Source organism: Nonomuraea typhae (assembly GCF_009760925.1).
In the GTDB taxonomy this organism is placed as follows: Bacteria; Actinomycetota; Actinomycetes; order Streptosporangiales; family Streptosporangiaceae; genus Nonomuraea; species Nonomuraea typhae.
This window is the reverse complement of record NZ_VRLV01000020.1, coordinates 77,643-103,516: the sequence shown is the minus strand read 5'-3', so window position 1 is coordinate 103,516 and position 25,874 is coordinate 77,643. Positions and strand designations below refer to the sequence as shown.

The 25,874-nt window shown below is 73.1% G+C and carries 22 protein-coding genes; 14 read left to right on the top strand and 8 right to left on the bottom strand.

Translation table 11 applies throughout. From position 1 onward, the window contains the following. Positions 1 to 10 precede the first annotated feature (10 nt). Positions 11 to 2,170, top strand: coding sequence for a galactose oxidase-like domain-containing protein (locus FVE25_RS47570; RefSeq protein WP_157254148.1), 2,160 nt, complete (start codon positions 11 to 13; stop codon positions 2,168 to 2,170). Positions 2,171 to 2,192: 22 nt separating this feature from the next. Here the strand turns inward: FVE25_RS47570 and FVE25_RS47565 are convergent, their stop codons facing one another. The 4 genes from FVE25_RS47565 to FVE25_RS47550 form a co-directional block, all read right to left on the bottom strand. Further along, on the bottom strand, positions 2,193 to 3,029 hold the full coding sequence (locus tag FVE25_RS47565) for a S1 family peptidase (protein WP_219825974.1): 837 nt from the start codon (positions 3,027 to 3,029) through the stop codon (positions 2,193 to 2,195). 29 nt (positions 3,030 to 3,058) lie between these two features. Beyond that, the gene (locus FVE25_RS47560) at positions 3,059 to 4,558 is read right to left on the bottom strand and encodes an alpha/beta fold hydrolase (RefSeq protein ID WP_157254147.1); all 1,500 of its coding nucleotides are present in this window, start codon (positions 4,556 to 4,558) and stop codon (positions 3,059 to 3,061) included. A gap of 182 nt (positions 4,559 to 4,740) precedes the next feature. Then, a complete protein-coding gene (locus FVE25_RS47555; protein ID WP_181019946.1) occupies positions 4,741 to 7,971 on the bottom strand; it encodes a S8 family peptidase in 3,231 nt (1,076 codons plus the stop codon). 80 nt (positions 7,972 to 8,051) lie between these two features. Beyond that, entirely contained in the window at positions 8,052 to 8,561 is a 510-nt protein-coding gene (locus FVE25_RS47550; protein WP_157254145.1) for an anthrone oxygenase family protein, read from the bottom strand. Between the two features lie 150 nt (positions 8,562 to 8,711). On the opposite strand from FVE25_RS47550, the gene FVE25_RS47545 reads away from it, so the two are divergent. Next, complete coding sequence (locus FVE25_RS47545; protein WP_157254144.1) at positions 8,712 to 11,414, top strand: AfsR/SARP family transcriptional regulator; 2,703 nt, start codon at positions 8,712 to 8,714, stop codon at positions 11,412 to 11,414. 14 nt (positions 11,415 to 11,428) lie between these two features. Then, positions 11,429 to 11,854 carry a hypothetical protein gene (locus tag FVE25_RS47540; RefSeq protein ID WP_157254143.1) on the top strand — a complete coding sequence of 142 codons (426 nt, stop codon included), beginning with the start codon at positions 11,429 to 11,431 and terminating at the stop codon, positions 11,852 to 11,854. Between the two features lie 104 nt (positions 11,855 to 11,958). Here the strand turns inward: FVE25_RS47540 and FVE25_RS47535 are convergent, their stop codons facing one another. Further along, positions 11,959 to 12,261: a hypothetical protein gene (locus FVE25_RS47535; RefSeq protein WP_157254142.1), complete on the bottom strand. Its 303-nt coding sequence runs from the start codon at positions 12,259 to 12,261 to the stop codon at positions 11,959 to 11,961. A gap of 29 nt (positions 12,262 to 12,290) precedes the next feature. On the opposite strand from FVE25_RS47535, the gene FVE25_RS56660 reads away from it, so the two are divergent. The 4 genes from FVE25_RS56660 (at position 12,291) to FVE25_RS47520 (ending at position 16,650) form a co-directional block, all read left to right on the top strand. Further along, on the top strand, positions 12,291 to 12,422 hold the full coding sequence (locus FVE25_RS56660) for a hypothetical protein (protein ID WP_281367980.1): 132 nt from the start codon (positions 12,291 to 12,293) through the stop codon (positions 12,420 to 12,422). A gap of 127 nt (positions 12,423 to 12,549) precedes the next feature. Further along, positions 12,550 to 14,157: a carboxylesterase/lipase family protein gene (locus tag FVE25_RS47530; protein ID WP_157254141.1), complete on the top strand. Its 1,608-nt coding sequence runs from the start codon at positions 12,550 to 12,552 to the stop codon at positions 14,155 to 14,157. A gap of 61 nt (positions 14,158 to 14,218) precedes the next feature. After that, entirely contained in the window at positions 14,219 to 15,778 is a 1,560-nt protein-coding gene (locus FVE25_RS56655) for a pentapeptide repeat-containing protein (RefSeq protein ID WP_157254140.1), read from the top strand. 80 nt (positions 15,779 to 15,858) lie between these two features. Continuing rightward, positions 15,859 to 16,650 carry a helix-turn-helix domain-containing protein gene (locus FVE25_RS47520; RefSeq protein ID WP_181019945.1) on the top strand — a complete coding sequence of 264 codons (792 nt, stop codon included), beginning with the start codon at positions 15,859 to 15,861 and terminating at the stop codon, positions 16,648 to 16,650. A gap of 36 nt (positions 16,651 to 16,686) precedes the next feature. On the opposite strand, the gene FVE25_RS47515 is transcribed toward FVE25_RS47520, so the two are convergent. Further along, a complete protein-coding gene (locus tag FVE25_RS47515; protein WP_157254139.1) occupies positions 16,687 to 17,805 on the bottom strand; it encodes a globin domain-containing protein in 1,119 nt (372 codons plus the stop codon). A 497-nt stretch (positions 17,806 to 18,302) separates the two neighbouring features. Between FVE25_RS47515 and FVE25_RS47510 the strand changes: the two genes are divergently transcribed. The 3 genes from FVE25_RS47510 to FVE25_RS54745 all read left to right on the top strand — a co-directional run bounded on the left by FVE25_RS47510 (position 18,303) and on the right by FVE25_RS54745 (position 20,336). Next, positions 18,303 to 19,430, top strand: coding sequence for an ATP-binding protein (locus FVE25_RS47510; protein ID WP_157254138.1), 1,128 nt, complete (start codon positions 18,303 to 18,305; stop codon positions 19,428 to 19,430). Between the two features lie 14 nt (positions 19,431 to 19,444). Beyond that, positions 19,445 to 19,834, top strand: coding sequence for a roadblock/LC7 domain-containing protein (locus FVE25_RS47505; RefSeq protein WP_157254137.1), 390 nt, complete (start codon positions 19,445 to 19,447; stop codon positions 19,832 to 19,834). A 187-nt stretch (positions 19,835 to 20,021) separates the two neighbouring features. Beyond that, positions 20,022 to 20,336 (top strand): cytochrome P450, encoded by a 315-nt coding sequence (locus tag FVE25_RS54745; protein WP_219825973.1) that lies wholly within the window; start codon positions 20,022 to 20,024, stop codon positions 20,334 to 20,336. 277 nt (positions 20,337 to 20,613) lie between these two features. On the opposite strand, the gene FVE25_RS47490 is transcribed toward FVE25_RS54745, so the two are convergent. Continuing rightward, entirely contained in the window at positions 20,614 to 21,090 is a 477-nt protein-coding gene (locus FVE25_RS47490; RefSeq protein WP_181019943.1) for a nuclear transport factor 2 family protein, read from the bottom strand. Between the two features lie 88 nt (positions 21,091 to 21,178). Here FVE25_RS47490 and FVE25_RS47485 point away from each other — a divergent pair, with 88 nt between their 5' ends. The 4 genes from FVE25_RS47485 to FVE25_RS47470 all read left to right on the top strand — a co-directional run bounded on the left by FVE25_RS47485 (position 21,179) and on the right by FVE25_RS47470 (position 24,638). After that, positions 21,179 to 22,075, top strand: a complete 897-nt coding sequence (locus tag FVE25_RS47485) for a LysR family transcriptional regulator (protein WP_157254134.1) — start codon at positions 21,179 to 21,181, stop codon at positions 22,073 to 22,075. A 169-nt stretch (positions 22,076 to 22,244) separates the two neighbouring features. Further along, a complete protein-coding gene (locus FVE25_RS47480) occupies positions 22,245 to 22,928 on the top strand; it encodes a gamma-glutamyl-gamma-aminobutyrate hydrolase family protein (RefSeq protein WP_157254133.1) in 684 nt (227 codons plus the stop codon). A gap of 10 nt (positions 22,929 to 22,938) precedes the next feature. Then, positions 22,939 to 23,859: an alpha/beta hydrolase gene (locus tag FVE25_RS47475; protein WP_157254132.1), complete on the top strand. Its 921-nt coding sequence runs from the start codon at positions 22,939 to 22,941 to the stop codon at positions 23,857 to 23,859. Continuing rightward, the gene (locus FVE25_RS47470; protein WP_246268620.1) at positions 23,856 to 24,638 is read left to right on the top strand and encodes an enoyl-CoA hydratase/isomerase family protein; all 783 of its coding nucleotides are present in this window, start codon (positions 23,856 to 23,858) and stop codon (positions 24,636 to 24,638) included. Before FVE25_RS47475 ends, FVE25_RS47470 begins: the two co-directional genes overlap by 4 nt. A 15-nt stretch (positions 24,639 to 24,653) precedes the next feature. Here the strand turns inward: FVE25_RS47470 and FVE25_RS47465 are convergent, their stop codons facing one another. Continuing rightward, positions 24,654 to 25,835, bottom strand: a complete 1,182-nt coding sequence (locus FVE25_RS47465) for an acyl-CoA dehydrogenase family protein (RefSeq protein ID WP_157254131.1) — start codon at positions 25,833 to 25,835, stop codon at positions 24,654 to 24,656. Positions 25,836 to 25,874 lie beyond the last annotated feature (39 nt).

Here is a 25,874-nt window from a genome sequence, read left to right as displayed (position 1 = left end):
GAACACCACGATGCATGAGCCTCCCTTGACCGCGCGGGCGGGCGGGCTGTCCCGGCGCCGGCTGCTGGCGGGCGCGGGCGCGGCCGTGCTGCTGGCCGGATGCGGAGCGGGGCCCGGTTTCATCGACGTCTCCGACCCCGGCCTGCTGCGGTACGGCGTGACCGTCCATCTCGTCCTCGGCCAGGGCGGACACACCCTCCACCTGGGCTCCACCCGCGACACCACCTCCACCGCGATCACCGCCCGGGCCGAACGCGGCCGGGTCCTGATCGACGGGGGAGAGGCCGGCGGGCAGGTCGGCGGGCCGACGGGCGCCCCGTTGCGCTGGAGCCCGACCATCACCCCCACCGCCGTCGGAGGCCCCCGCGAGCCCGGCGACGTCGTCATCGTCACCACCCGCCACGGCCGCCTGCGCGTGGAGGTGTGGATCGAGCCGCCCGGCGGCGCCTGGACCGGCGGCGGGCCCGGCGGCAGCCCGCTCGACCTGGGCGTGGTGGCCGTCCACGCGGCGCTGATGGGCGCGCCCGGCAGGGCGGCCGAGATCGTCATGTGGTCGCCGCCGCGCAGCCGGGACGCCGCCGGCGCCGTCAGGTTCATCGAGCACGAGGGCCACCGCTTCGACCAGTGGGACTACGCCAACGTCAGGAACGTGGAGATCCGCGCGCTCGACCTGGCCCGCATGGTCACCCGCGCACGCAGCGAGGAGGAGTCCGGCCTGCGCCCCGAGAACCTGTTCTGCGTCGGCCAGGCGCACCTGGCCGACGGCCGGCTGCTGACCGCCGGCGGACACGTGGGCGGATTGTTCCCCGAGGCGAACTTCATCCATATCTACAACCCGGGCATCGCCGCCGGCGGCTGGACCCGGCCGGAGATCCGGCTGCGCGAAGCCCGCTGGTACCCCACGGTGGTGACCATGCCCGACGGCCGGCCGCTCGTCCTGTCAGGCGCCGCCGCCGCACTCACCCAGGGCATCGAGTCGATCTTCCTGCGCTTCTACGAGAACCTGCACAACACCTACGAGCTCCTGGACGAGCGCGGCGACGCCTTCATCCACCTGGGCGACCGCCTGCCCGAACTCACCGACAGAACCGGCCTGCCCGGTGAACGCCCCCTCGCCACCTATCCCGCCGCCTTCACCCTGCCCGGCAGCACGCCCGGCGGGGTGCTCTTCCTGCAGGAGGCCAACCGGGGCTGGCTCTACGCCTACGAACCGGGCCGGCGCCACCCGCTCGCCCGCGCCGGCCGCCGCTACGACATGCCCGGCACCGGCTCGCGCAGCTACCCCCACTACGGCTCGGCCGTCCTGCTGCCCTTCCGCGACGGCGACACCGCTCACACCGTCCTGGTCGCCGGCGGCCAGGAGGAGAGCGTCACCGACCACAAACGGCTCGACGACGACGCCGCGGCCACCCGCTCCACGGTGCTCTTCGGCTACCGCCGCGACGCCGACCTCACCGCGCAACCCGGCTGGCGCCCCGGCCCCGAGATGCGGCACCCGCGCATGTTGTGCGACGCCACGATCCTGCCGGACGGCACCGTGCTCGTCACCGGCGGCGTGAGCAGGGGCTGGGCCAACCACAGCATCCCCGAGGACGCCGTACGGCAGGCCGAGCTCTACGACCCGGACGCCAACGTCTTCCGGCCCATGGCCGCCGCCCGGCTCGACCGCCGCTACCACAGCACCACGCTCCTGCTGCCCGACGCGAGCGTCATGGCCATGGGCAGCACGGGTGGTTTCAGCCCCGGCACCGACCGCCGGGGACGCCCCTGGACGCAGGCGCACACGCAGGCCGAGCGGTTCCTGCCGCCGTACCTGTGGCGCAGCGCCCCACCGGTGATCGAGCGGGTCACGGCCGCCGTCCCGCTCGACCGTCTCGGGTACGGCCAGCAGGTCGACGTCCACACCCGGGGCCGTCACCTGGAGGCGATCACCGTCGAACTGGTCCGGCCCGGGGCCGTCACGCACGGGTTCAACACCGGCCAGCGGCTGATCGTCCTGACGGCCACCGAGCACGTCCGCGACTCCGCGGCCGGGGCGGACTCCCGCTGGCGCACCCGCGTCCGCCTGCCGGCCGATCCGGCGGCGGCCCCGCCCGGGGTGTACATGCTGTTCGTGGTCAACGAACGGGCGGTGCCGTCCACGGCCGCGTTCGTACGGCTGGCCCGCTGACCCCTCACCGCCCGCTGACCCCTCACCGCCCGGTGGCCGACAGGCCGGGCCGGGGCAGCAGGCAGCCGGGCCGGTTCAGGTCGAGCTTGTTTCCCGCCGCGACGCACGTGGTGAGCCAGTACGTCTGGGTGCCGTAGGCGGCGCTCTTACGGGCGGTGATGACGCCGTCGCGGCTCATCTCGCACGGGTTGTCCAGCGTGCACGTGCCGCCCTCGCGGTTGCTGGTGTTGTTGATCCCGACGACCTCGCCGCTCGCCGCGTCGACGACCGGCGAGCCCGAGGTGCCGGGGCCGGTCTTGCAGGCCGAGGTGTAGCGCAGGACGTCCTTGGTCATGTAGCCCGACTCCAGGACCCGGTACGTGAGCCGGTCGACGGCGCACGAGTAGACCTTCTTCAGGCCGCCGGAGACCACCCGGATCCTCCTGCCCGGCTCGGGGCGCCGCGCCGAGACCGTGAGCGGCCGCAGCCGGTGGTCCTGCTCCAATTGCCGGTAGGTCGTCCCGAGCTGGTACAGCGCGAGGTCGGTGCCGGTCATGGTCACATAGAGCGCTCTGGCGGCGTGCAGGGCGGCCACGGGCTTGCCGTCGGCGCCGAGTAGCTCGACCAGGCGGTGGGAGGGCTGGTCCACCAGGACCTCGTCGGGGACCGGCCACGCGCCCTCGTAGCAGTGCCCGTTCGTCATGACGAGGGCCGGGTCGTCGGGTGTGGAGGCCGGCATCCGTACCAGCCCTCCCGAGCAGCCGTTGACGTTGACGCTGCCGGCCAGGTCCGCGGTCGCGGCCTGCGCCGGGTGCGTCACCGGCGACAGGCAGAGGAGGGCGGCGGCGAGCGCCACGCTGATTCGCCGAAGTCTGCGCATCTCAGGTCCGTTCGTGGGAGGGGGCGGGGTCACTGGAGGCCGGGGCAGGTGCCCCCGCTGGTGCGGCCGGTACGGAAGAAGTCGATCGCCTTGGCGGCGCAGGGCAGCCGGGCCAGCGAGCCGTGCGCGCCGTCCTGGATCGTCAGCAGGGTCCCGCCGACGGCCTTCGCGGCGTCCACGGCCCAGGCGTACGGGGTGACGGATTCGCCGACGTGGCCGGACAACTGCAGCGGGCTGTTCCCCTTGACCGGCTGCCACGGGGTTGCCGGCCACGGCCATCCCGCGCACCAGCTGCTGAACTCGATCTTGCCGCCGGTGCCGGGGAAGCGCCGGCGGCGATCCTGCGCATCCGCCCACACCCGGTCGAAGTCGCGCCCGCCGGTTCCCTCGTTGCAGAAGATCGCGTTGTACTGGGTGGTGTTCATGCCCATCGGCGCGTCGTCGAAGCCGAACACCTGCGCGGCGTCCGGGCCCGGCCGCGCCGACTGCGGGATGCCGCCCTCACGGACGGTGGCCAGATCCCTGGCCGAGGAGGCCCAGCCGCCGGCGTCCGCGCCGAGCTGCGCCCTGACCCAGTCGCCGTCCAGCGACGTCTTCTTGCCGGCCACCAGCGGCTTGCGGTCGAGCCGGTCGCGCAGGGCGAAGATCGTCGTGCGGACCGCGGCGGGGGTGGTGCCGAAGTGGTACTCGCCGTCGCGCCCGGCCAGCCAGGTGAGGAACCCCTCGAAGGACTTCTCGCCGACCGCGTCGGTGACGCCGTCCATGGCGGCCAGGTCCAGGACGGGCGGCATCACCGAGTCCACCCACATCCGCTCCACCCGGTCGTCGAACAACGACCGGTATGTCAGGCCCACGGCGGTGCCGTACGAGACCCCGTAGAAGCTGATCTTCGGTGCGCCGAGCGCCACGCGGATCGCATCGACGTCACGCGCGATGTTCGTGGTGGTCAGCTGCCGGGCGAAGGCGGGGTCCATCGCGGTGCACCGCTTGTTGGAGGCGGCCATCTGGTCGAAGGCGGCCTTCGCCCTGGCCTTGGCGGACGCGCCGGGCGGCGGCTCCCCGGCGGAACCCTCCTCGCAATTGATCTTGTCGCTGTAGCCCACGCCTCTGGGGTCGAACCCGATCAGATCGTGGTCGGCGGCCAGCGTGCCGAGGCCGTTGGCCGCGTACGACGCCGGGGCGGTGATGTTGGAGATGCCGGGGCCGCCGGGGCTGATCACCAGGACGCCGCGGCGCCTGCCGGGGTCGGCGGCCTTGAGCCGGCTCACCGCGATCTTGATCGTCCGGCCCTGCGGGTTCGCATGGTCCATCGGGACCGTCAGCATCGCGCATTCGGTGCCGGGGTCGTCGGCGACGGGCCAGTCCTTGGCCGTCGTGGCGCATCTCTTCCAGGCCGGCGGCTCCGCCGCCGCGCCCGCCGTACCGCCCGCCGTACCGCCCGCCGTGCCGGCCGCGGCCGGCAGGCCGGTCAGGCACACGGTCGCGGCCAGCGTCAGCGCGGCGCGTGAGAGATGACGAGTGCTGAGCATCGTCGCACCCTTCGGTGGTCCTGCCCGCGCGCCCTGCGGCACGCGAGGCACGCCGTCAGGCGTACTCCGGCCATCCTGGGTGCCTCATGCATCCACCCCGTATCGGCTGCCGCGCAGCCGTCCATCCATGTCCGCGGGGCTGATCCGGCGGAGCTGCGGTTCCACCGGATCAGCCCCGGGTGTCAGCGCACCCGGAAGGCGCGCTCGACGGTCTGGCTGACCGTGGCGCCCGCGCTGTCGCGCGCCGTGAGCCGCAGGGAGACCGAGCCGCCCGTGTGCGGCAGGTTCAGCAGCAGCGCCCGCCAGGAGTCACGGCCCGCCGGCACGACCGCGGCCCGGTGCCACGACCTCCCGTCGGCGGAGAACTCCGCGGTCACCTTGGTGATCGGCTTCGTCGCGCCCTGCATGCGCTCCAGCCGGAGCGGCAGCGCCATCAGGCCGGGGCGGGTGGCGTTGTTCAGATCGAGCTCGGGCTCGGCCCGCAGGACGAACAGCGGCACCGGGCCCGCGCCCGCCGAGGTGAACGACCACTCGGTCGTGACCTTGGCCGACAGCTCCGTGGCCACGGGGTCGGCGGTGCCCTCGACGCGGAGCTGGAAGCGCCCCGAGCCCGGCGCGACGGGCAGGGTCACGGTGAAGTTGGGCACCTTGCCGGCCGTCGCGACGACCTTGCCGTCGCGCAGCAGCGTGGTGGTGCCGGTGCCGTACTCGCTGCTGCCGGTGACGCGGTCGGCTCCCGCCACGTGCCACAGAGGCAGGTTGCCGACCTTGATCGCGGCATCGGTCCTGGTCACCAGCGTGCTCTCACGCAGGGCCGTGCCCACGACCGCGGAGTTCCACCGCTCGCGCTCCTGCCGCCCGGCGCGGTAGGTGCGGGCGTCGGCGTACTCCATCGTCTGGTGCATCCGCCCGTTCGGCATCGTCTCGAAGGTGCGCTCCCAGGGGATGCCGGGGGTGAAGTACCAGGTCTGGGTCAGGGGCAGGGCGGTGACCACCTGGCTCCAGCCCGCATAGCCCTCGCCGCGCAGCCCGCCCTCCGCGGGCCCGGCGCCCGGTGCGCCGGTGGCGCCCGCCCGCAGGGTGGCGAGGTCGGCGCGGACCTTGCCCAGCTCGCGGTCGCGCATGCGCAGCTCTCCCGGCACCAGGCCGTCCTTGCGCAGCAGGAGGTTGTACACGTAGGGGCTGTCGGCGAACGTGCCGTCCGAGCCCTGGGCGGCGAGCTGGGTGAACTTCTCGAAGCGGAACCCGGGTGTCTTGGCGGCGGTGGGCGCGACGCGGAAGCGCAGCGGGTCCGGTGAGACGTTGCGCGGCAGGGAGAAGCGGTCGATGGAGAAGCCCGCCGCCCACTCCTGGCCGTCCTGCCGCTTCTGGAAGAGCACGAACTCCTCACCGGCGGTCTTGGCGTCCGGCCGGTCGGTCGCGACCTCCATCATCTTGGCGGTCCTGGCGTCGAAGACGACCTCGCGATCGGCCTTCACCTCCAGGCCGGTGATCGGCACGACGCCGAGCTCGGAGTGCCCGTCGGGGAACTGGGTCCGCATGACGGTGTAGGCCAGGTAGCGGCCGGCCGGGACGCGGATCGGGCCCTCGCTGTCGCCGTGGTTGATGCCCATCTGGATGAGCGGGCCGCCGCTCTCGGGCATCAGGGTCATCGGCATGAAGTCCTCGGCGTCGTCGGGGACGGTGCCGAGCTGGTCGATCAGCTTGACGTGCAGGTCGTAGCTCTCGGGCTCCTTGGCGAAGCTGACCAGCGTCGACAGGGTCACTCCCTCGGCCGAGGCGGTGATCCGCCCGCCGTACGCGGTCGTGGAGGCCGCCGAGGGCGCGGCGGTCACGGTGACCGGGGCGGTGCCGCCCGCCGGGACGGTGACCTGCGCGGCGCTCAGCGCGAACACGCCCTGCGGCGCGGCCTTGCCCGCGGCATCGGTGGCCTCCAGGGCGAGGTTCAGCGTGACGGGGGCGGTGCCGGCGTTGCGGTAGGTGAGGGTGCGCACGATGGGCTTGTCCTCGTACGGCCAGCGCAGGCGGCCGAAGGCGACCGTGCCCGCGTCGGCGGTGACGCTCTGCCGTACCGCCTTGGCCACGTCGAGGCGGCCGGTGCCGGACTCCCAGACGCTGGAACCGGTCTTGGCCGAGCCGATGAGGGCGGCCTTGAGCTCGCGCGAGGTCCAGCCGGGGTGCTGCTGGGCGAGGATGGCCGCGGCGCCCGCGACGTGCGGGGTGGCCATCGAGGTTCCGGACATCCGCACGTGCTCGCCGGTGCCCGCCTTGGCCGCGGCGATGGTGACGCCGGGAGCGGTCAGGTCGGGCTTGAGCGCGAAGTCGCCCGCCCGGGGACCACGGCTGGAGAAGTCCGCGAGCTTGTCGGCGGAGTCCACGGCGCCGACGGTGAGCGCCGCGTCGGTGCTGCCGGGGCTGCCCAGGCTGCCCGCGCGGGGGCCTTCGTTGCCCGCCGCGATGACGAAGAGGATGTCGCGCTCGGCGGAGTACCGCTCGACGGCCTGCTCCAGCGGGTCCAGGCCCTCCTGGTCGGGGGCGCCGAGGCTCATGTTGACGATCTTGGCGCCCTGCTGGGCGGCCCACTCGATGCCCTCGATGATGTCGGAGGTGTAGCCGCCGCCTCCGTCGTCGAGCACCTTGCCGTTGAGCAGCCGGACGCCCGGCGCGACGCCCTTGCGGCCGGGCGTGCCCGCCACGCCCTGGCCGGCGATGGTGGAGGCCACGTGGGTGCCGTGGCCGTCGCGGTCCACGGCGTCGGCGCTCTCACTGAAATTGGCCGCCGCGTCCACGCGTCCGGCCAGGTCGGGGTGGCGGTCGTCGACGCCGGTGTCCAGGACGGCCACCTTCACGCCCTCGCCGGTTAACCCGGCCCGCCACGCCTCCGGGGCGCCGATCTGCGGCACGCTGCGGTCGAGCGTGGCCTTGACCGGCGCGTCGAGCCACACCTTCTGCACGCTCCGGTCCTGGCCGAGCTGGGCCCAGCGGGCGCCTGCCGTGGCCAGGGAGTTGATGGCGGCCAGCGAACGGGCGCCCGACAGCGCTGTCATCGGCGCCGCGCCCTGGCGGTACTGCACGATCAGCGGCAGCTCCTTGCCGCCGAGACCGTCCTTGATCAGCTGCGGGATCCGGAAGAGATTGCGGTCGAGCACGCCCCTGGCCACGTCGCCCGCGACGTCGAGCGGGATGAGCGTCCAGTCGTCCTTGGTGCCCTCGGTGATGTAGCGGACCTTCGTCCGGCCGGGACCGGCCGTGAACGTGATCCGCCCGCCGTCCACGCTCACCCGGTCGCCGGTGACCAGCGTGACGCTCTTGGCGGCGGCAGTGCCGGTGGGGGGTGGTTCGGCGCTAGCCGACGGGGTCGCGGCCAGCGCCGCCGCGAGGACGGCTGCCGCGACCAACGTTCTGCCTACCATGCTTGTCTCCCTCTCTTCCTGACAGAGAGAGTCGATCAAGGTGGAGATGCGCCGACAAGTCCTGGTGATGGCAGTTTCGGTCATGTCATAACTGCGCCACCGGAGACGGGCGCCGTCCGCCGGGCGGAGGGCCGGGCGACGACGGCGACGGCGACGATCAGGACGAAGGCGATCAGCGCCGTGAAGGTCCGCAGGGTGTGGAACAGCTCCCACCGCTGGAAGATCTCGGCATACCCGTCGGGGACCGGGCCCGCGGCCCACTTCCGGAAGTACGCATGCAGCGGGATGTTGCCGAACACGGTGATCAGCAGTGAGGTCAGCGCCAGCGCCCCGGCACCGAGCGCCAGCCGCCGGGCCGGGCCGCGGGCGGCGATCGCCAGGCCGAAGGTGGAAAGGATCGCCAGGGCCATCGCGCTCTGCATGACCGGCTCGTTCATCGTCATCATCGTCGTGTGGAAGGTCAGGCGCACATCCAGCGCGACGGCTCCGAACGTGGGGATCACGTTGGCCGCGCCGTACCCGAAGGCACCCGCGAGCAGTCCGGTGGCCAGCAGGGCCGCACCGTGGATATACCTGGCAGGGGTTCTCATGACCGGCAATCATCGTCCGGCCGCCGGCCGGCGGCGTCCCGCACAGAGGGCATCCGCCGCTACCGCCCGGGGATCAGCCACCGGCCGGGCCTTACGACAGGGGGAGTACGGGCACCCGTCATCCAGCTCGATCTCCTCCATAATCGTCGGGTGGACTTCGGGGTGCTCGGCGCGATGACGGTGGACGGCGAGCCGGTGGCCGCCGGCAAACAGCAGATCCTGCTGGCCGTGCTGCTGTGCCAGGCCAACCGGCCGGTGCGCGCCGACGTCCTGGCCGAGGCGGCGTGGCCGCTCACCCCGCCCTCACCCGGCACGTTCCGCTGGCACCTGCACAGGCTGCGCGCCACCGTCGGAGACCGGCTCATCCGCCGGGACTCCGGCTATCTGCTCAGGGCCCACGAGGGTGAGCTGGATGCGGAGCGTTTCGCCGATCTCGTACGGCGGGCGGGCGCCGAACCGGCCGAGCAGGCGCTTGTCCTGCTGGATCGCGCCCTGCTCCTGTGGCGCGGGGCTCCGTACGGCGGCCTGCCTGACCCGGAAGAAGTCGGGGCCGAGGCCGCCAGGCTGCAGGAGCTGCGCCTGCAGGCCGTCGAGGCACGCGCGCGGGCCATGATGGCGCTCGGGCGCTCGGCCGAATGCGCGGGCGACCTGGCCGCCGCGGCGGCCGCCCACCCCTTGCGGGAGTCCCTGGCCGAGCTGCGGCTGCGCGCGCTGGCGGCGGCCGGCCGCCGCGGCGAGGCGCTCCGGCTGTTCGGGCAGACCCGCCGCAGGCTGCGCGAGGAACTGGGCGTCGAGCCGGGCGGCGCGCTGCGCCGCCTGCACGAGGAGCTGCTGCGCCCCGATCCCGCGCCGCGCCTGCTGCCCCCGGACGTGCACGCCTTCACCGGACGCGCAGAGGAACTGGCGGCCCTGGACCGGCTGCTGGCGGGCCCGCCGGGCATCGCCGTCGTCAGCGGCGTGGGCGGGGTCGGCAAATCGGGCCTGGCGCTGCACTGGGCCCATCGCGCCCAAGACCGTTTCCCCGACGGCCACCTGTACGCCGACCTCGGCGAGCAGACGCCGGCCGAAGTCCTGCACCGCTTCCTCGCCGCGCTCGGAGCCGCGATCATCCCCGAAGATCACGACGCTCGGGCCGCACTGTACCGGCAGATGCTCGCCCGGCGCCGAATCCTCGTCGTCCTCGACAACGCCTCCGGCTCCGCCCAGGTGCGAGCGCTGCTGCCGGGCGCTCCGGGCAGCGTGACGGTGATCACCGGACGCAGCCGGTTCGAGCACCTCGTCGCCGAGGCCGGGGCGTTACCCATCCGGCTCGACGTGCTGCCGCCCGCCGACGCCGCGCTGCTGATCGGCCGGATCGCCCGCATCGACCCGGCTCGGGCCAGCCCGCTGGCCGAGCTGTGCGCCCGGCACCCCCTGGCCTTGCGCGTCGCCGGCGCCAGGCTGCTGACCCGGCCCGGCTGGACGGCGGAGACGCTGGCCGTACGCCTGGCCGGAGAACGGCGGCTGGACGAGCTGCGGGCCGGCGAGCTGGACGTGCGCGCCACCCTCGAAGCCGGCTACCGGTGCCTGCCCGAGACCGAACGGACGCTGTTCGAACGGCTGGGGCTGCTGCAGGCCCCCAGCTTCACCGCCTGGATGGCCGCCACCGTCATGGACGTCCCCGTGGGCGAGGGCGGAGACCTTCTGGAGCGGCTGGCCGAGCGGCAGCTGCTGCAACCGGACGGAGTCGACGGCGCCGGGCAGGAACGTTACCGTTTCCACGACCTCGTCCGGCTGCTGGCCCGCGAACGCGCCGGCGCCGGGCCGAGCCAGGACGCCGCGCTGAAGCGGTTCCTGAGATGCCTGCTGACGCTGGCGAAGGACGCCTACCTGCGCGAGTACCAGGGCGGATTCCGGCTCCTGCACAGCGACAGCCCGCCATGGCAGCCCCGCGGCGAGATCCTGCCGGAGGATCCGATGACCTGGCTGGCCGCCGAGCACGCCACGCTGCTGGCCGCCATCCGCCAGGCCGCCGACCTCGGACTCGCGGAGATCTGCTGGGATCTGGCGCTGACCGGCGTGCGGCTGTTCGAGATCCACGGGCAGTTCGCCGACTGGCAGCAGACCTCACTGCTCGCCCTGCGCGCGTGCCGGGAGCACGGAGAGGAACGGGGCGTGACGGCGATGCTGGTGTCGCTGGGCTCGGTCGCCGCCGTCCAGCGCCACCACACCCGGGCCGTCGCCCTGCTGAATCGGGCTCTTCCCCAGCTCGAAGACGGCCCGTTCAAGGCACTGGCGCTGAGCAACCTCGCCAGCGCCGAGATCGCCCTGGGCCGCCTCGAACCCGGCCTGGCCAAACTGGCCGAGGCCCGCTCGATCGCCTCCCGGGCGGGTGACGCGGTCGTCGAGGCCATCCTGCTCACGCACCTGGCCCTCCGCGATCGAGGTGACCCGGACCCGCTTCTGCACCGCGCGGCGGCCCTGGCGGCCGTCAACCGGCGCGTTTCCCTCATGGTCATGCTCAGCAGCACCCGCGCCACGCTGCGAGCCGGCCGGTACGCCCGGGCGGAAGAGGTGTCGCGGCGCCTCATCGACGACCTGCGGCTCATCGGCGACCCGGTGCTGGAACGACGCGCGTTGTGCCTGCGCGCCGAGAGCCTCACCGCGCTGAACCGCCCCGCCGAAGCCACCGCCTGCCTGCGCCGCGCCCACGAACTCGCCCTGGCGCAGCACGCTCTGCCGGAGGCCGATCGCATCGCCGGGCTCCTCACGGCCGGGCCCAACGCCCGCCCAACGGATTCCCAACAGCGCGGGCCTAGCGTTCTCGGCGACCACGGATTCTCCGTGGCGATACGACTCGCTAGCCCGAAGTAGTGGAGTTCAACCCGATGAAGAGCACTCGCATGATCCTGGCCTCGGCCGGTCTGGCCGTCGCGGCAGCCGTGGCGGCGGCCGGAAGCGCGTCCGCCTCCGTGGATCCCGCAGGAGTCACCGGAAACGCCGAGGCCGCCGCCTGCGCCGCCCCGCGGGGAACGGCCTCCTACTACTACAAGAACGTGAAGTTCGGCGAAGCGTACTACAACGTCCCCTACGCCCAGGCCCACATCGACAGCAACCCGTGCGCGTACGTCTTCCGCGCCTACATCGTCTGTGACTCCGGCGTGGGGACCTACTGGCGGTACGGGGAGCAGAGGACGGGCGCGGGCAGCTCCAACGCCTGGAGCACGACCGACGTGTGCGGCCCCGCGACGTCGGGCCGGCAGAAGGGCTTCCAGTACTACGCGGGCGGCAAGTGGAACACCGTTCCCCGCTAGCCGGCAGGACCTGCCGCAGGCGGGCGCCGAGATCGTCGGAGTGAGCGGCAAGCCGCTTCACGCGGGGGCACCGGCCTGCCGCAGCTTCACGATCGAGGCCGTCTTCACCCCTGGCCGCCGCCGAAGTCCGCGGCGTGCCCGGCGGCCCACACCCGCATCGGCGTGGCCGGGCTGCCGGTGATGCCGGGCACCGCGGAGGTGACGGCCGGGGGTGCGGACGCCGCCATCGTGGCGTAGCCGCCGAGCAGCTCGCCGACGAAGGCGCCGGAAAAGCCGGGGTCGGCCGGCAGCCGGGCCCGCTCCTGCTCCGGCGACAGCTCCTGCCGGCGCAGGGGGCGGCCGACGGCCCTGGCCGCGGTCGGCGCCGCGATGGCCGCCCATCCCGAGGCCGACGTCGTGGCCGCCACCACCGGCCCCACCAAATCTCATGGCCGGGGTGACCTGCCGCGACATCGGCGACCTCTACCGCTACCTCACCGAGCGGGTGGCGCCGCTCACCGGCGTGCGCGAACTCGAGACGGCGCCGGTCCTCCGGACGGTCAAGCGCGTGGGTTCCCTCCTGCCCTGAACCCCGCGTCCGCCCGTCGCAGGTTGACCCGGCGGGTCGGAAATGATGTTGTGTGCGGTGCCAGCCCCTTTATCGCCACATTGATCAGGGAACCAGACTTCGCGCTGACATGTCCCGGAGGATCACCATGAGGCTCGGCACCACCCTGACGCTGACCCTGTCCCTTGCCCTCGCCGCCGGCGGAAGCACGGCGCCGCCCGGGGCGAGCACGGCCTCCGCCGCTGCGCCGGCGTGCTCCGGCGGCACCCTCGTGCAGACCGACGGCGGACCCGTCTGCGGCATCGCCGGCGACGGGATCACGAACTGGCTGGGTATCCCGTACGCCGCCCCGCCCCTGGCGGACCTGCGCTGGAAACCGCCGACGCCCCACCCCGGCTGGACCGCGCCGCTCCAGGCCACCGAGCCGGGCAGCGCCTGCCCGCAACTGCCCGGCATCAGGCCCGGCTCCACCGTGGAGGACTGCCTGAAGCTGAACGTCCGGGTGCCCGGGAACGCCGGCCGCCGCCCGCTGCCGGTCATGGTGCAGCTGCACGGCGGGGGCTTCCGGTTCGGCGCGCCCTCCGACGGCACCCACCTCGCCACCTCCGGCCGGGTCGTCCAGGTCGAGATGGGATACCGGCTGGGCATTCTGGGCTTCCTGTCCCACAGGGACTTCGGCCCGCACGCCGGGAACTACGGGATCCAGGATCAGCAGGCCGCACTCGGGTGGGTACGCCGGAACATCGCCCGTTTCGGCGGCGACCCGGGCAACGTCACCATCTTCGGCCCGTCGGCCGGAGGCTCCAGCGTGTGCGCCAACCTCGCCTCGCCCACCGCCCGCGGGCTGTTCCACAAGGGCATCGCCCAGAGCGGCGAGTACAACGCGCTGCGCGGCGTCAACACCACGTGGCAGCCGCAGGACTGCGCGGCCAGGCTGCCCTCGCAGGCCGAGGCGCAGCAGGCCGGCGACCGCTTCGCCGCGACCGCCGGATGCGACCGGAGCGCGGACGTCGCCGCCTGCCTGCGCCGGGTGCCGGTGCAGAGGCTGCTGGACGACGCGGGCGACGGGCTCGGGCCGGGCAAGGGCACGCTCGCGCCCATCGTCGACGGCAGGACCCTGACCATGTCGCCGGGACAGGCGTTCGCCGCCGGCCGGTTCAACACGGTCCCGGTCATCCACGGCGTCGCCAGGGACGAGACCCAGACGCCCCCTGCCAGGACGCCCGCCGAGTTCGCCGACCTGGCGCGCCGGCAGTACGGGTCACACGCGCCCGAGGTGCTGAAGCGCTATCCGCTGTCCCGCTTCCCCGAGCCCTCGCCGTACCTCGCCTCCCGGACCATGCTCGCCGACGCCAACTCCGTCTGCCCGGCGCTGCTCATCGGCCGCCGCCTGGCCCGGCACGTGCCGGTCTACGCCTACCGGTTCGACGACACGAACCCGCCACCGCTGCCCTTCGTCGACACGACGATGCCGGCCGGCGCGTTCCACGTCGGCGAGCTCGGCTACCTGTTCCCCGGCAACGCCGCCCTGAACGCCAATCAGCGGGCCTTCCAGGCACAGCTCGCCGCGCAGTGGACAGGCTTCGCCCGCACCGGCGACCCCACCGTGGACGGCACCCCGCGATGGACCCCGTTCTCCTCCGGGAACGAGGCCCAGATGTCCCTGCTCCCGGCCGGGGACAGCCGGATGACCGCCGAGATCTCCCGGCAGCACAACTGCGACTTCTGGCATCGGATCCCGCCCTCGGCCGGCTGACGCCTGCTCCCGGCGAGCCGGGGGCAACCGGGCTGCAAGTCGCCCGCCCTATGCTGCCGCCATGCGTCTGGCCGCCCCACTTCTCGTGTTATCCCTGGCCTTCACCGGCCTGCTGTTCACCGGCACCGCCCACGCCGGCGCCTGCGCGCGCGGCAGCGGAGCCGACCTGGCGGGTCGTGATCTCACCCGCGCCACCCTTCCGGCGGATCTGAGCTGCGCGGACCTGCGGGGCGCGAAACTGGCCGGCGTGCGCCTGCCGGCCAAGCTCTACCGGGCCGACCTGCGCGGCGCCGACCTCACCGAAGCGGACCTGTCGGGCGCCGACGCCCGCTCGGCGCTGTTCACCAAGGCGCGGCTGCAAGACGCCAAACTGTACGGCGCGCGCCTGGAGGGCGCCGACTTCCGCCACGCCGAGATGGACCGGGCCACCCTGCACTCCGCCCAGCTCGACGGCGCCCGCCTGAGCGGGGCGAGCCTGGTGTCGGCCACGATGTACGGCGCGGACGCCCGCGAGGCGGACTTCAGCAAGGCCGATCTGGCCCGGGCCGTCATGTACGACAGCCTGCTCATCGGCACCGACCTGCGCGGTGCCGATCTGAGCGAGGTCATGCTCTACACCTCCACGATGACCGGGACGGTCTTCGACGGCGCGGTGCTGACCCACTCCCGCCTGGACGGCTCCGACCTGACCGGCGCCACCTTCACCGGAGCCGTCATCAGCCGGGTGGACCTGCGCGGCTCGCGCGGGTTCAACCTGGCCGGCAGCAAAGGCATGCCCGCCCACCTGCCGGAGGCGCCCGGGGACTGCGCGCCGGGCAGCGGCCCCGACTTCTCCGGGCAGGACTTCTCGCAGGTCACCGAGTTCCCCGACGATCTGAGCTGCGCCAACCTCACCGGCGCCCGGCTGGAGGGCGCCGATCTGTCCTCGGTCAAGATGCGCAAGACGCTCCTGCGCCGGGTCTCGGCCGCCGGCGCCTCGCTGCGCTACCTGACCGGCGCCGATCTGAGCGGCGCCCGGCTCAGCGGCGCCCAGTTCGTCAGCGGCAAGCTCGAGGGCGCCCGGCTGACCGGGGCCGACCTCACCGATACCCGCTTCACCAGCGCCGATGCGCGCAGGGCCGACTTCAGCGGCGCCACGCTGACCCGGGCCCGCTTCCAGAGCGCGATGTTGTCCGGGGCCCGCTTCACCGGCGCCGACGTCACCGGCCTCGACCTGGGCCGCGGCGACACCGGCGCCGATCTGTCCGGCTCGCACGCCACGCTCGCGCTCGGCTGGAAGATCTTCTGGGGGGTCTTCGCGGGGGTGCTGGTCCTGATCGTGTACGGCATCGCCCGGGGCAGGGCCAGACGCCGCCGTGCCCGGCGTGAGCGTGACGACCGGGCCGCGGCCCGGCTGGCCGAGCTCAAGGCCGAGCTGGGTGAGCAGGTGACGCGCTTCGGCGAGGAGATCGACGCGGCCGACGACCGCCAGGCGAGCGCGGCCGATTGGCATCGTGTCCTGGACGCCTACGAGCAGGCCAGGGCGCAGGCGGAGAAGGCGGGCACGACCGGCGACCTCAACCAGGCCCGCACCACACTGGCCCGCGGGCGCAAGGTACTGAAGCGGATCAGGCAGACGTGACGGCGCCACCCCTCGCCCACCGAGGAGGACTACCTCCGGGGTAATCGTGATCCTTCCCTGCGATCGGTAGATTCCGGGCTATGGGCGCCATCGCTATGCATGAAGAGTCATTCGGAGACCTGCTGAGATCCTGGCGGCAGCGCCGCCGGGTGAGCCAGCTCGACCTGGCCATCGAGGCGGAGGTGTCGGCCCGGCACATCAGTTTCCTGGAGACCGGGCGGGCCCGGCCGAGCCGCGAGATGGTGATGAAACTGGCCGAGGAACTGGACGTGCCGCTACGGCACCGCAACAGGCTGCTGGTGGCCGCCGGGTTCGCGCCGGTCTTCCGCGAGCGCGACGTCGCCGGTCCCGAGATGGACGTCGTACGGCAGGCGCTCGACAAGATCCTGGCCGGGCACGAGCCGTACCCGGCGGTGGTCGTGGACCTGGCGTGGAACCTGGTGGCGGCCAACCAGGCGGCCGCGATGTTCATGGACGGCGTGCCGGACCACCTGCTGAAGGACCCGGTCAACATCATGCGCCTGTCGCTGCACCCCGAGGCCATGGGCGGGCGCCTGCTCAACCTGGCCGAGGTCCGCGCCCACCTGCTGCCCGGGCTGCGGCGCCAGGCCGAGGTCACCGGGGACGGGCGGCTGACCGAGTTGCACGACGAGATCGCGGGCTACCGCTATCCCGGGATCGAGCTGAACGTGGCCGTGGTGCCGAGCCCGGCCGACATCCTGCTGCCGTTCCGGATCCGGCACGGGGACCGGGTGCTGTCCATGTTCACCACGATCGCGACCTTCGGCACCCCCGTGGACGTGACGGCATCGGAGCTGGCCATCGAGACGTTCTGGCCCAACGACGAGGAGACGATGGCCTTCTTCCGGTGAGGCGTTCTCCCGGTTGAGGCCCCTGTCCGGTGGGGTTCACCACTCGGCGTGCGCGACGTCGCGGTGGATGCGCGCCGGCGGCACGCCGTCGGCCTGCAGCCTGTGTACGGTCTCGTTGACCATCGCCGCCGGCCCGCAGACGTAGACGTCGTGGTCGGACCAGGTGTGGAAGCGCCGCGTGACCTCCGGCAGGTAGCCGCGCATGCCGTCCCAGGACGGCTGGCAGGAGACCACGGGAAGCACCCGTAACCAGGGGAAGGACGACTCCAGCCGGATCAGGTCGGGCAGGTCGTACAGTTCGGCGCCGGTGCGCGCCCCGAACAGCAGGTGGATGTGGGGCCGCCGCCCCGAGGCGATGACGTGCTCGACGATCGCCTTGATCGGCGCCAGCCCGGTGCCTCCGGCCACGCACAGCAGGTCCCTCCCGGCGTCGTCCTCGGCGGTCATCGTGCCCATCGGCGGCCCGAGCATGACCGTGTCGCCGATGCGCGTGTGCCGGACCAGCGTGGTGGAGACCCACCCGCCGGGCACCCCGCGCACGTGCAGGCGGATCGTGTTGTCCGGCCGGGGCGCGTTGGCGATGGAGAAGGTCCGCCACACGCGCGGCCAGCGTGCCGTCTGCACGTTGACGTACTGCCCGGCCAGGTACGGCAGGCGCTGGCCGGGCCGGAGCGTGAGGACGGCGATGTCCTCGGTGCGCCGCTCGTGGTCGACGACCTCGGCCAGCCACCAGGCGGGCGAGGCGCCTTCGTCGGCCGCGGCCGACTCGATCATGAGGTTGGCCGCCGCGGTGTAGGCGGCGATCCAGGCGGCCTCGATCTCGGCGGTCCAGACCTCGGCGGCGAAGCGCCGGATCGTGGCCAGCAGGGCGTTGCCGACGGCGGTGTAGTGCTCGGCGATCACGCCGTACTTGCGGTGGTCGCGGCCGAGCTGGCCGAGGTAGGAGGCCAGGCCGCCGGGGCTGTCCAGGCTCCAGATGATGCGGGTGAGGGCGCCGAACAGGCGTTCGCGCTGGACGTCCATGGCCGGCGGGAACATCCCGCGCAGGTGCGGGTTCTCGGCGAACAACCGGCCGTAGAAGTAGGCGGCGGCCTTGCCGGCCACCGGTTCGACGACGGAGAAACTCTCCTTGACAAGGCGCGGATTCAACGTCATTTAGCTGACCCCACTTATTGGCCGGAATCGTATTCCGGTCGTGTTGTTCACCTCCCTGACGGTTCCGGGTGTCGAGCGTCCGGCGGGCCCCGGCTCGGCCGTTCACTCGCTGTCGAGTCTGGCATCACCTTCCGGGGTCCACAACCGTTTCCCCTCAATACGGTGCTAACCACAACTATCCGTAACGGTAACGTTATTTTCTGCATTCATTTGCTTTTGGGGGCGCGGAGGGGAAGGTGAAAGTTAGTCGTATTCGCATTCTTTCCTATTTCGGGCGCACGGATCGCCGGCCTGCGGGAGTGTCAATCCGGCGGTCCGAATTCCCGCAAGGCGGGGGCTCCAGCCGCCATCAAAGCATCCGAAATACCTACAAACCAGGGCAAGATGAATCTTTGGCGTATACCTGACAGACAGTGCAAGCCGCATTGACTGATCGTGTTGAATCGGAATAATCGGATCTTGGTGTGAACCCGCCACCCCTCCATGCAAAGGTCGTCATGCCTTCCCCTCGCTCGCTCCAGCCGGCGCAGTGGCTCTGGCCCGTCACCCTGACCCTGCCGATCCTCGCCGCGCCGGCCGCCTTCGCCGAGGACGCCGAACAGGACCGCGAACGCCGGGAATCGCTGCGGCTGGCCGTCGCCGCCCTCGCCCGCCGGGCGCAGACCTACGCGCACCGCATCCAGGAGACCGTCTCCCTCCTGGCCGATCGGCACCCCGCCGGCCCGGACGTGCTCGAGGCCGGCATGCAGGCCGACCACGCCGCCGCCCAGCAGGGCCGCCACGCCCGGAGCCTGGCCGTGCTCTGCGGTGACTGGCCGGGACGGCAGTGGCCCAGCCCGCTCGCGCTCGTGGACGTCGTGCGCGCCGCCGCGGCGCGCATCGTCGCCTACAAGCGGGTCGAGGTCTCCGGCGACCCCGACACGGCCGCCGCCGCCAAGGTCGTCGAGCCGCTCATCCACCTGGTCGCCGAACTGCCGGCCCACGCCACCCAGTCCTCGCCGCCGGCCACCACCGTGCTGGTCGCCGTCCGCAACGTCCAGCGGGGCGCGGTCATCGAGATCGACGACGGCGGCGTCGGCATGGACGAGCACCGGCTGGAGCAGGCCCGCGAGGTCGTCTCCGGCCGCCTGCCGGTCGGCGTGGGCGAGATGGGCGAGATCCCGCAGGCGGGCCTGGCGGTCGTCGGCCACTACGTGCGCCGCCACGGATTCCTGGCCGACCTGCTGCCCTCGCCGTACGGGGGAGTGCGGGCCGTGGTGCCCGTGCCGTCGGAGCTGGTCGAGCCCCTGGAACCGGTGCCGGCGCCGCCGCCCAGCACGGCTCGCGTCGCCGTACCCCGGGCAAAGCCGCACGCCCCGTCCGCCGCGACGGAGCTGCCGCGCCGCACGTCCAAGAGGCCCGGCGGTACGGCAGGGCGCCCGGCGACCGCACCTGGGGAGGACCCGGACGAGGCGTCCCCGGCGGCCGGTCGGGACGGCGGCGACGCCGGGACCGGCCCGGAGACGCCGGGCGGGCCGGCGACGGGCGAGCCGGCGCCGGATGGGCCGACGCCCGAGCAGGCAGGCGCCTGGATGGCCGCCTTCTTCGACCACGACGCCGACACCGAACCCGGCGACGACGACTGATGACGGAGGAACGGATGCAGCAAGACCAGGACTGGATGATCGGCGAGGTCGTCTGGGTGCCCGGCGTCCGGCACGTCGTCGTCCTCAGCTCCGACGGGCTGCTCAAGGCCCGCTCCGCCAAGACCCCGCGCGACGTGGCCGACCGGCTGGCGGCCGCCTGCTCCGGGCTGCAGTCGCTGGCGCACAACGTGGGCAGGGAGTTCGGGCGGGACGGCGGCGCGGTCAGGGAGCTGATGGCCGGCTTCGAGGGCGGCTACCTGTTCGCCCGGTCGGCGGGCACCGGCTCCCACCTGGTGGTGATCACCGAGCCGGTCGTGGACCCGCGCCTGATCGCCCAGCAGATGCGGGCGCAGGTCATCAAGATCGGGGAGCGGAACCTCAGCACCCCGGACCGCAGGGCATGACGGATCAGGGCGACTACAAGGACCACGCGTCCAGCCGTAGGGGCTGACCGGAGAAGCCGATCCGCGCGCCCACCGACCGGCCGGGCCCGGCACCGCCTGCGCGAGGGCTGGTGCCGCCCCGGCGATCGAGCTGGGCAACCGGGCCCACCTGGCCTGGAGCGCGGGGCCGCACGTGTGCCCGGCGCCCGTGCCCGCCCGCGTGATCACCCGGACCGCCGTGGAGACGGCCCTGCACCTGCTGCCCGACGTGCGCCCGGAGCTGACCCCGTACCCCTCCGTGGACCCGCTGCCCGGCGGCGCTCCCGGTCGTGTTCGGAGACTGCTGATGGACCACCTCGCCCTTGACCCCACCGGATCCGACCACCACGGCGAGGCCGCGCGGCTCCGGGAGGCCGGGCCGGTCGTGCGGGTGATGCCGCCCGGCGGCGTGCGGGCCTGGGCCGTCAGCGCCGGGACGCGCCGATCGGTGACTTCATGGCCCGCTACCCGCCGGCGGGCGTGACGATCCCGGCGGGCGAGGCCATCCTGGGGCCCTACAACGCGGTGGGGCGCGACCCTGCCCGGCGCGGACCGCTTCGACATCACCCGCGACCAGCGCCGCCACCTGGCGTTCGGCGGTGGCCCGCACCTGTGCCTAGGGGCCGCGCCGGCCCTGATAGAGGCGGCGGTGGCCCTGCCCGCGCTGTTCCCCAGGTTCCCGGATATGTCGCTGGCCGCCGGACATATCCCGGCGGTCCCGTCGCCGCCCCGCCCGTCCGTCTGTGACGTACGGCCCGCCTTCAGCCGAAGACGGCCACCGGATCCCCGGTGAACCACAGGTTGGCGATGACCACCCGGCTCATCAGCCACCGGCCGCCCGGCTCACGCACCAGCTCCACGTCGTAAAGGTTCTTCAGCAACGCGTGGACGCCCCGGTCGGCGCTCAGCAGGTGCTGCGCCTCGACCAGCGCCGTGAGCCGGGCCCGGTCGCCGTCCACCCGGACACGGGGGTTGGTGACCTGGTGCGTGGTCTCCACCCGGCCGGTGAACGACTCCAGGATCGTGGCGACGATCGCCTCCCGGCCCGACATCTCCGGAGCGCTGCCTCCCCACGCCGCCGACGCCGGTCCGAAGTCCAGCACGGCGTCCTCGGCGAAGGCGGAGGCGAACAGCTCCCTGTCCTTCAGGTCCTGCCCGAGCGCGAACCGGTGCAGGGCGTCGGTGATCTCCAGGAAGTCGCGGGGTTCCGCGGATACGCGGGTATCGGTGACATACATGCGGGTCATCCTGTTGTGGAACGCTCTCGCCATCAATGCGGCTCTGTGCAACGCTCGTGAAGCGAGAATTAACGGTCCGGGGTGGCGCATGCTGGAGAAATACGAGCTCGAAGCCTTCTTGACGCTGGCCGAGGAGCTGCATTTCGGCCGTACGGCGGCGCGGCTGCACGTGACCACCGCCCGGGTCAGCCAGACGATCAAGAAGCTGGAGCGGCGCGTCGGCGTGCCGCTGTTCGAGCGCAGCAGCCGCCGGGTGGAGCTGTCGCCGGTGGGCCGTCAGCTGCACGAGGAGCTGCGGCCCGCCTGGGAGCTGATCGGGGCCGCCATGGAGCGCGCGGCCGAGGCGGGCAGGGGCATCACCGGCACGCTGACCGTCGCCTTCGTCGGCGCGGCGGCCGGGCAGCTCGTCGCCGGCGCGGCCGGGGAGTTCTCCGGCCGCCAGCCCGGCTGCGCGGTGCGCATCGTCGAGGCGCAGCTCGGCGAGGTCGTCCCCTGGTTGCGCGACGGCGTGGCCGAGCTGGCGCTGACCGCCTTCCCGATGGAGGCGGCCGGTGTCGTCGCGGGACCGGTGCTGGTGCGCGAGGCGCGGATGCTGGCCGTGCCCGCCGGGCATCCGTTCGCCCGCCGCGACGGCGTCTCCGTGGAGGACCTGGCCCGGGTCCCCGTCCTGCGGCTGCCCGAGAGCGTGCCCGAGTCCCACCGCGAGGAGCGCACCCCGCGGCAGACCCCCGCGGGCCGCCGGATCACGCCGGGCCCGGTGGCCGCCACCCTGCACGAGGCGCTCACGCTGGTCGGCGCCGGGCGCGGCGTCTTCCCCGTCGGCGCCCAGACCCGCCGCTACTACCAGCGCCCCGACGTGGCGTACGTGCTCCTCGCCGACGCGCCGCCGGTCGAGTGGGGGCTCATGTGGCGCTCGGGCGGCGGCACCGCCCGCGTGCTCGCCTTCGCCCGCGCCGCCCGCGACCTCCTGGCCGCCCACCGGTGACCGGGCGGCCGCGCCGTACGGCTGAAAAGTGGATCAACAGCGGACGTACGGCCGGCGGCGTGAATCGGGCGGGGATAGAAGTGACAGAACGGGATCTCCGGGAGAGCCGACATAACCGAAATGGTGTGCGCCATGATGGGGCTTGAGGCCCCAACTCCCTGGAGATCGCATGTCTCGACCCCTGATCGGTATCACCGCCTACTTCGAGGCCGCCCGCTGGGGCGACTGGGTCAGGGAGGCGGTCCTCTCACCGCCCTCGTACGCCAAGGCCGTCACCCGCGCGGGCGGTGCGCCGGTCATCCTGCCGCCGCTGGGCCTGCACGCGATCGACGACTACGTGCGCGGGCTGGGCGGCATCGTGTTGTCGGGAGGAGTCGAGGTCGGTCCCCAGAACTACGGCGAGGACGACGACGGCCGCGTGCCCGAGCCGCAGGTCCACCGCGACCGTTTCGAGCTCGCCCTGGCCCGCGCCGCCGTCCAGGCCGACGTGCCGATCCTGGCCGTCGCCCGCGGCATGCACGTGCTCAACGTCGCCCAGGGCGGCACCCTGATCCCGTGGCTGCCCGAGGTGCTCGATCACGACCGCCACGGCGAGCAGGGCACCCACGTCATCCAGGTGAGCGTCTCCAGCAAGCTCGGCAAGGCCGTCGGCGACACGGTCGAGGTGAACGCGCCGCACGTGCAGTCGGTGCGCCGCCTGGGCTCGGGGCTGCTCGCCGTGGCCTGGGCCGACGACCAGATCGTCGAGGGCATCGAGCTACAGGGGCACCGCTTCGGCGTCGGCGTGCAATGGCATCCGGAACGCGCCGAGGAGATCAAGCTCTTCGATGCGCTCGTGGAGGCGGCCCGCTAGGCTTCGGATCATGCCGCTGCACCCCCAGGCGCGGGACTACGTCGCGCGCTACCCGTCGGACCTGGGTGTCGACCCGGGCACGCTCGATCTGGGCGCCATCCAGCGGATGCGCGCGGAAGACGCCCTGGCCGCCGAGCGCGGGCCCATCACCCACCTGCCCTTCGTGCGCGACGAGAGCGCCGAGGGCGTGCCCGTCCGCATCTACCGCGCCGACCGCGGCGAGGACGCCCTGCCGACCGTCGTCTACTTCCACGGCGGCGGCTTCGTCTTCGGCAGCGTCAAGCGCAACGACGCCCTCGGCCGCGACCTGGCCATCCGCACCGGCGCCGTGGTGATCTCGGTCGACTACCGGCTGGCGCCCGAGCACGCCTTCCCGGCCGCCGCCGACGACGCCTGGGCCGTGCTCCGCGACGTCTTCGCCCGCCCCGCCTTCTACCAGAGCAACGGCCGCGTGGCCGTCATCGGCGACAGCGCCGGTGGCAACCTCGCCGCCGTGGCCGCCTGGCAGGCGCGGGACGCGGGCCTCGGCCTGGCCCATCAGTGCCTGATCTATCCGGTCATGGACGCCGCGCTCGACACGCCCAGCTACCGCGAGTTCGCCAAGGGCTTCGGGCTGGACGCCACCGAGATGGCCTGGTTCTTCGAGCAGTACGCACCGGGGGCCGACCCCGCCGACCCGGCCCTGTCCCCGCTGCGCCTGCCCTCCTGCGCGGGGCTCGCCCCCGCGACCGTCGTGAGCGCCGGCTGCGACGTGCTGCGCGACGAGGGCGAGCGGTACGGCGAGCGCCTGGCGGAGGCCGGCGTGCCGGTCGAGGTGCGCAGGTTCGAGGGCGCCGTGCACAGCTTCTTCGGCCTGCCCGGCCTGTTCGACCAGGCGATCGAGGCCCGCGAGTACGTGGCTGCCCGGCTGCGGGAGGACCTGGGCCCGTGACCTACCGGCTGGAGAAGCTCAAGACCGACATGCCGGCCGACGGCGTGCTGCGCGTAACCATCAGCGAGCCGCGCCGCCGCAACGCCGTGGACATGACCGGCCACCGCGAGCTGGCCGAGATCTGGCGGGAGATCGACCGCGACGACGCGGTCCGCGCCGTCGTGGTGCGCGGCGAGGGCGAGGCGTTCTCCGCCGGCGGCGACCTGTCGATGATCGAGGAGATGACCGCCGACCACGCCACCCGGCTGCGCGTCTTCCACGAGGCCCGCGACATCGTCTACAACGTGCTCAACTGCGCCAAGCCGGTGGTCTCCGCCATCCAGGGTCCCGCCGTGGGCGCCGGGCTGGCCGTGGCGCTGCTGGCCGACATCTCGGTGGCCGGCCGTACCGCGCGCATCATCGACGGCCACACCCGTCTCGGCGTGGCCGCGGGCGACCACGCCGCCGTCATCTGGCCGCTGCTGTGCGGGATGGCCAAGGCCAAGTACCACCTGCTGCTGTGCGAGCCCGTCTCGGGCGAGGAGGCCGAGCGCATGGGCCTGGTCAGCCTGTGCGTGGACGACGACCGGGTGCACGAGACGGCCCTGGAGATCGCCGGCAAGCTCGCCGCCGGGTCGCAGGAGGCGATCCGGCTGACGAAGTACTCGCTGAACAACTGGCTGCGGCTGGCCGGTCCGTCCTTCGACGCCTCGCTGGCGATGGAGTTCCTGGGCTTCACCGGCCAGGACGTGCGCGAGGGCGTCCGGGCGGTGCGGGAGAAGCGGCCGCCGGCCTTCTAGTCCTCCATCCGGCGCTCAGAAGCTCCGGGGCAGGCCGAGCACCTGGGTGGCGAGGTAGTTCAGCAGCAGCTCCTCCGTCACCGGGGCGACCTTGCCGATCCGGGCGTCGGTGAGCAGGCGGGCGACCGGGTACTCCAGGGAGTAGGCCATGCCGCCGTGGGTCTGGAACGCGGCGTCGGCCGCCTCCCACGCGGCCTGGGAGGCGGTCAGCTTGGCGATGTTGGCCTCGGTGCCGCAGGGCAGTTGCCGGTCGAAGGACCACGCGGCCTTGTACAACATCAGCCGGGCCAGCTCGATCTTGGCCTTCACCCGGGCCAGCGGGAAGGCGATCGCCTGGTTGGCGCCGATCGCCCGGCCGAAGACCTCCCGCTGCTTGGCGTACTCCACGCCCACCCGCAACGCCACCTCGGCCCCGCCCAGGGCGGAGGCGGCCAGCAGGATGCGCTCGGGGTTGAGGATGTCCCACAACACCAGCGCGCCCTGGTCCACCCCGCCCACGACCGCGCTCGCGGGCACCCGCAGGTCGTCGAGGAACACCATGTTCGACGGCGTGGTGTTGGCCCCCATCTTGGGGATCGGGCGGTAGCTGAGCTGCCCGGCGGCCACCGCGTCCGGCACGTTGACCAGGAAGACGGTCAGCCCGTTGGTGCGGGGCCCGGCCTCGGCGGCCGGGATCGTCCGGGTGACCAGCAGCATCCAGGTGGCGCGCTGCACGCCGGTGATCCAGATCTTCTGCCCCTTGATCACGAACTCGTCGCCGTCGCGGCGGGCGGAGGTGGTGATGGCCAGGGAGTTGGAGCCGGCGTCCGGCTCGGTGAGGGCGAAGCAGGTCTCGATCTCGCCGGTGGCCAGTTTCGGCAGCAGCTCGGCCTTCTGCGCCGCGCTGCCGTGCCGGGCCAGGGTGAGCGCGCCGAAGCCGGGCGTGAGCACGTAGGTGAACGCCGAGCCGCCCGCCGACCCGGAGGCCGACAGCGTCTCGGTGGCGACGGCCAGCTCCAGCAGGCCCTGCCCGCCGCCGCCGTACTCCTCGGGTACGGCCAGGCCGAGCCAGCCGCCCTTGGCCAGCTCCGCCCACACCTCTTCCGGCCACCGCTTCTCGGCTTCGCAGCGCTGCCAGTAATCCATGTCGTACCGGGAGCAGATGTCGCCGATGCCGCGCTGGACGGCCAGCGCGCTTTCCGGAAGCGTGAAGTCCATCGCGCCATCCTAGAAAGAAGTTCTGTTCGAGGTCGAGGC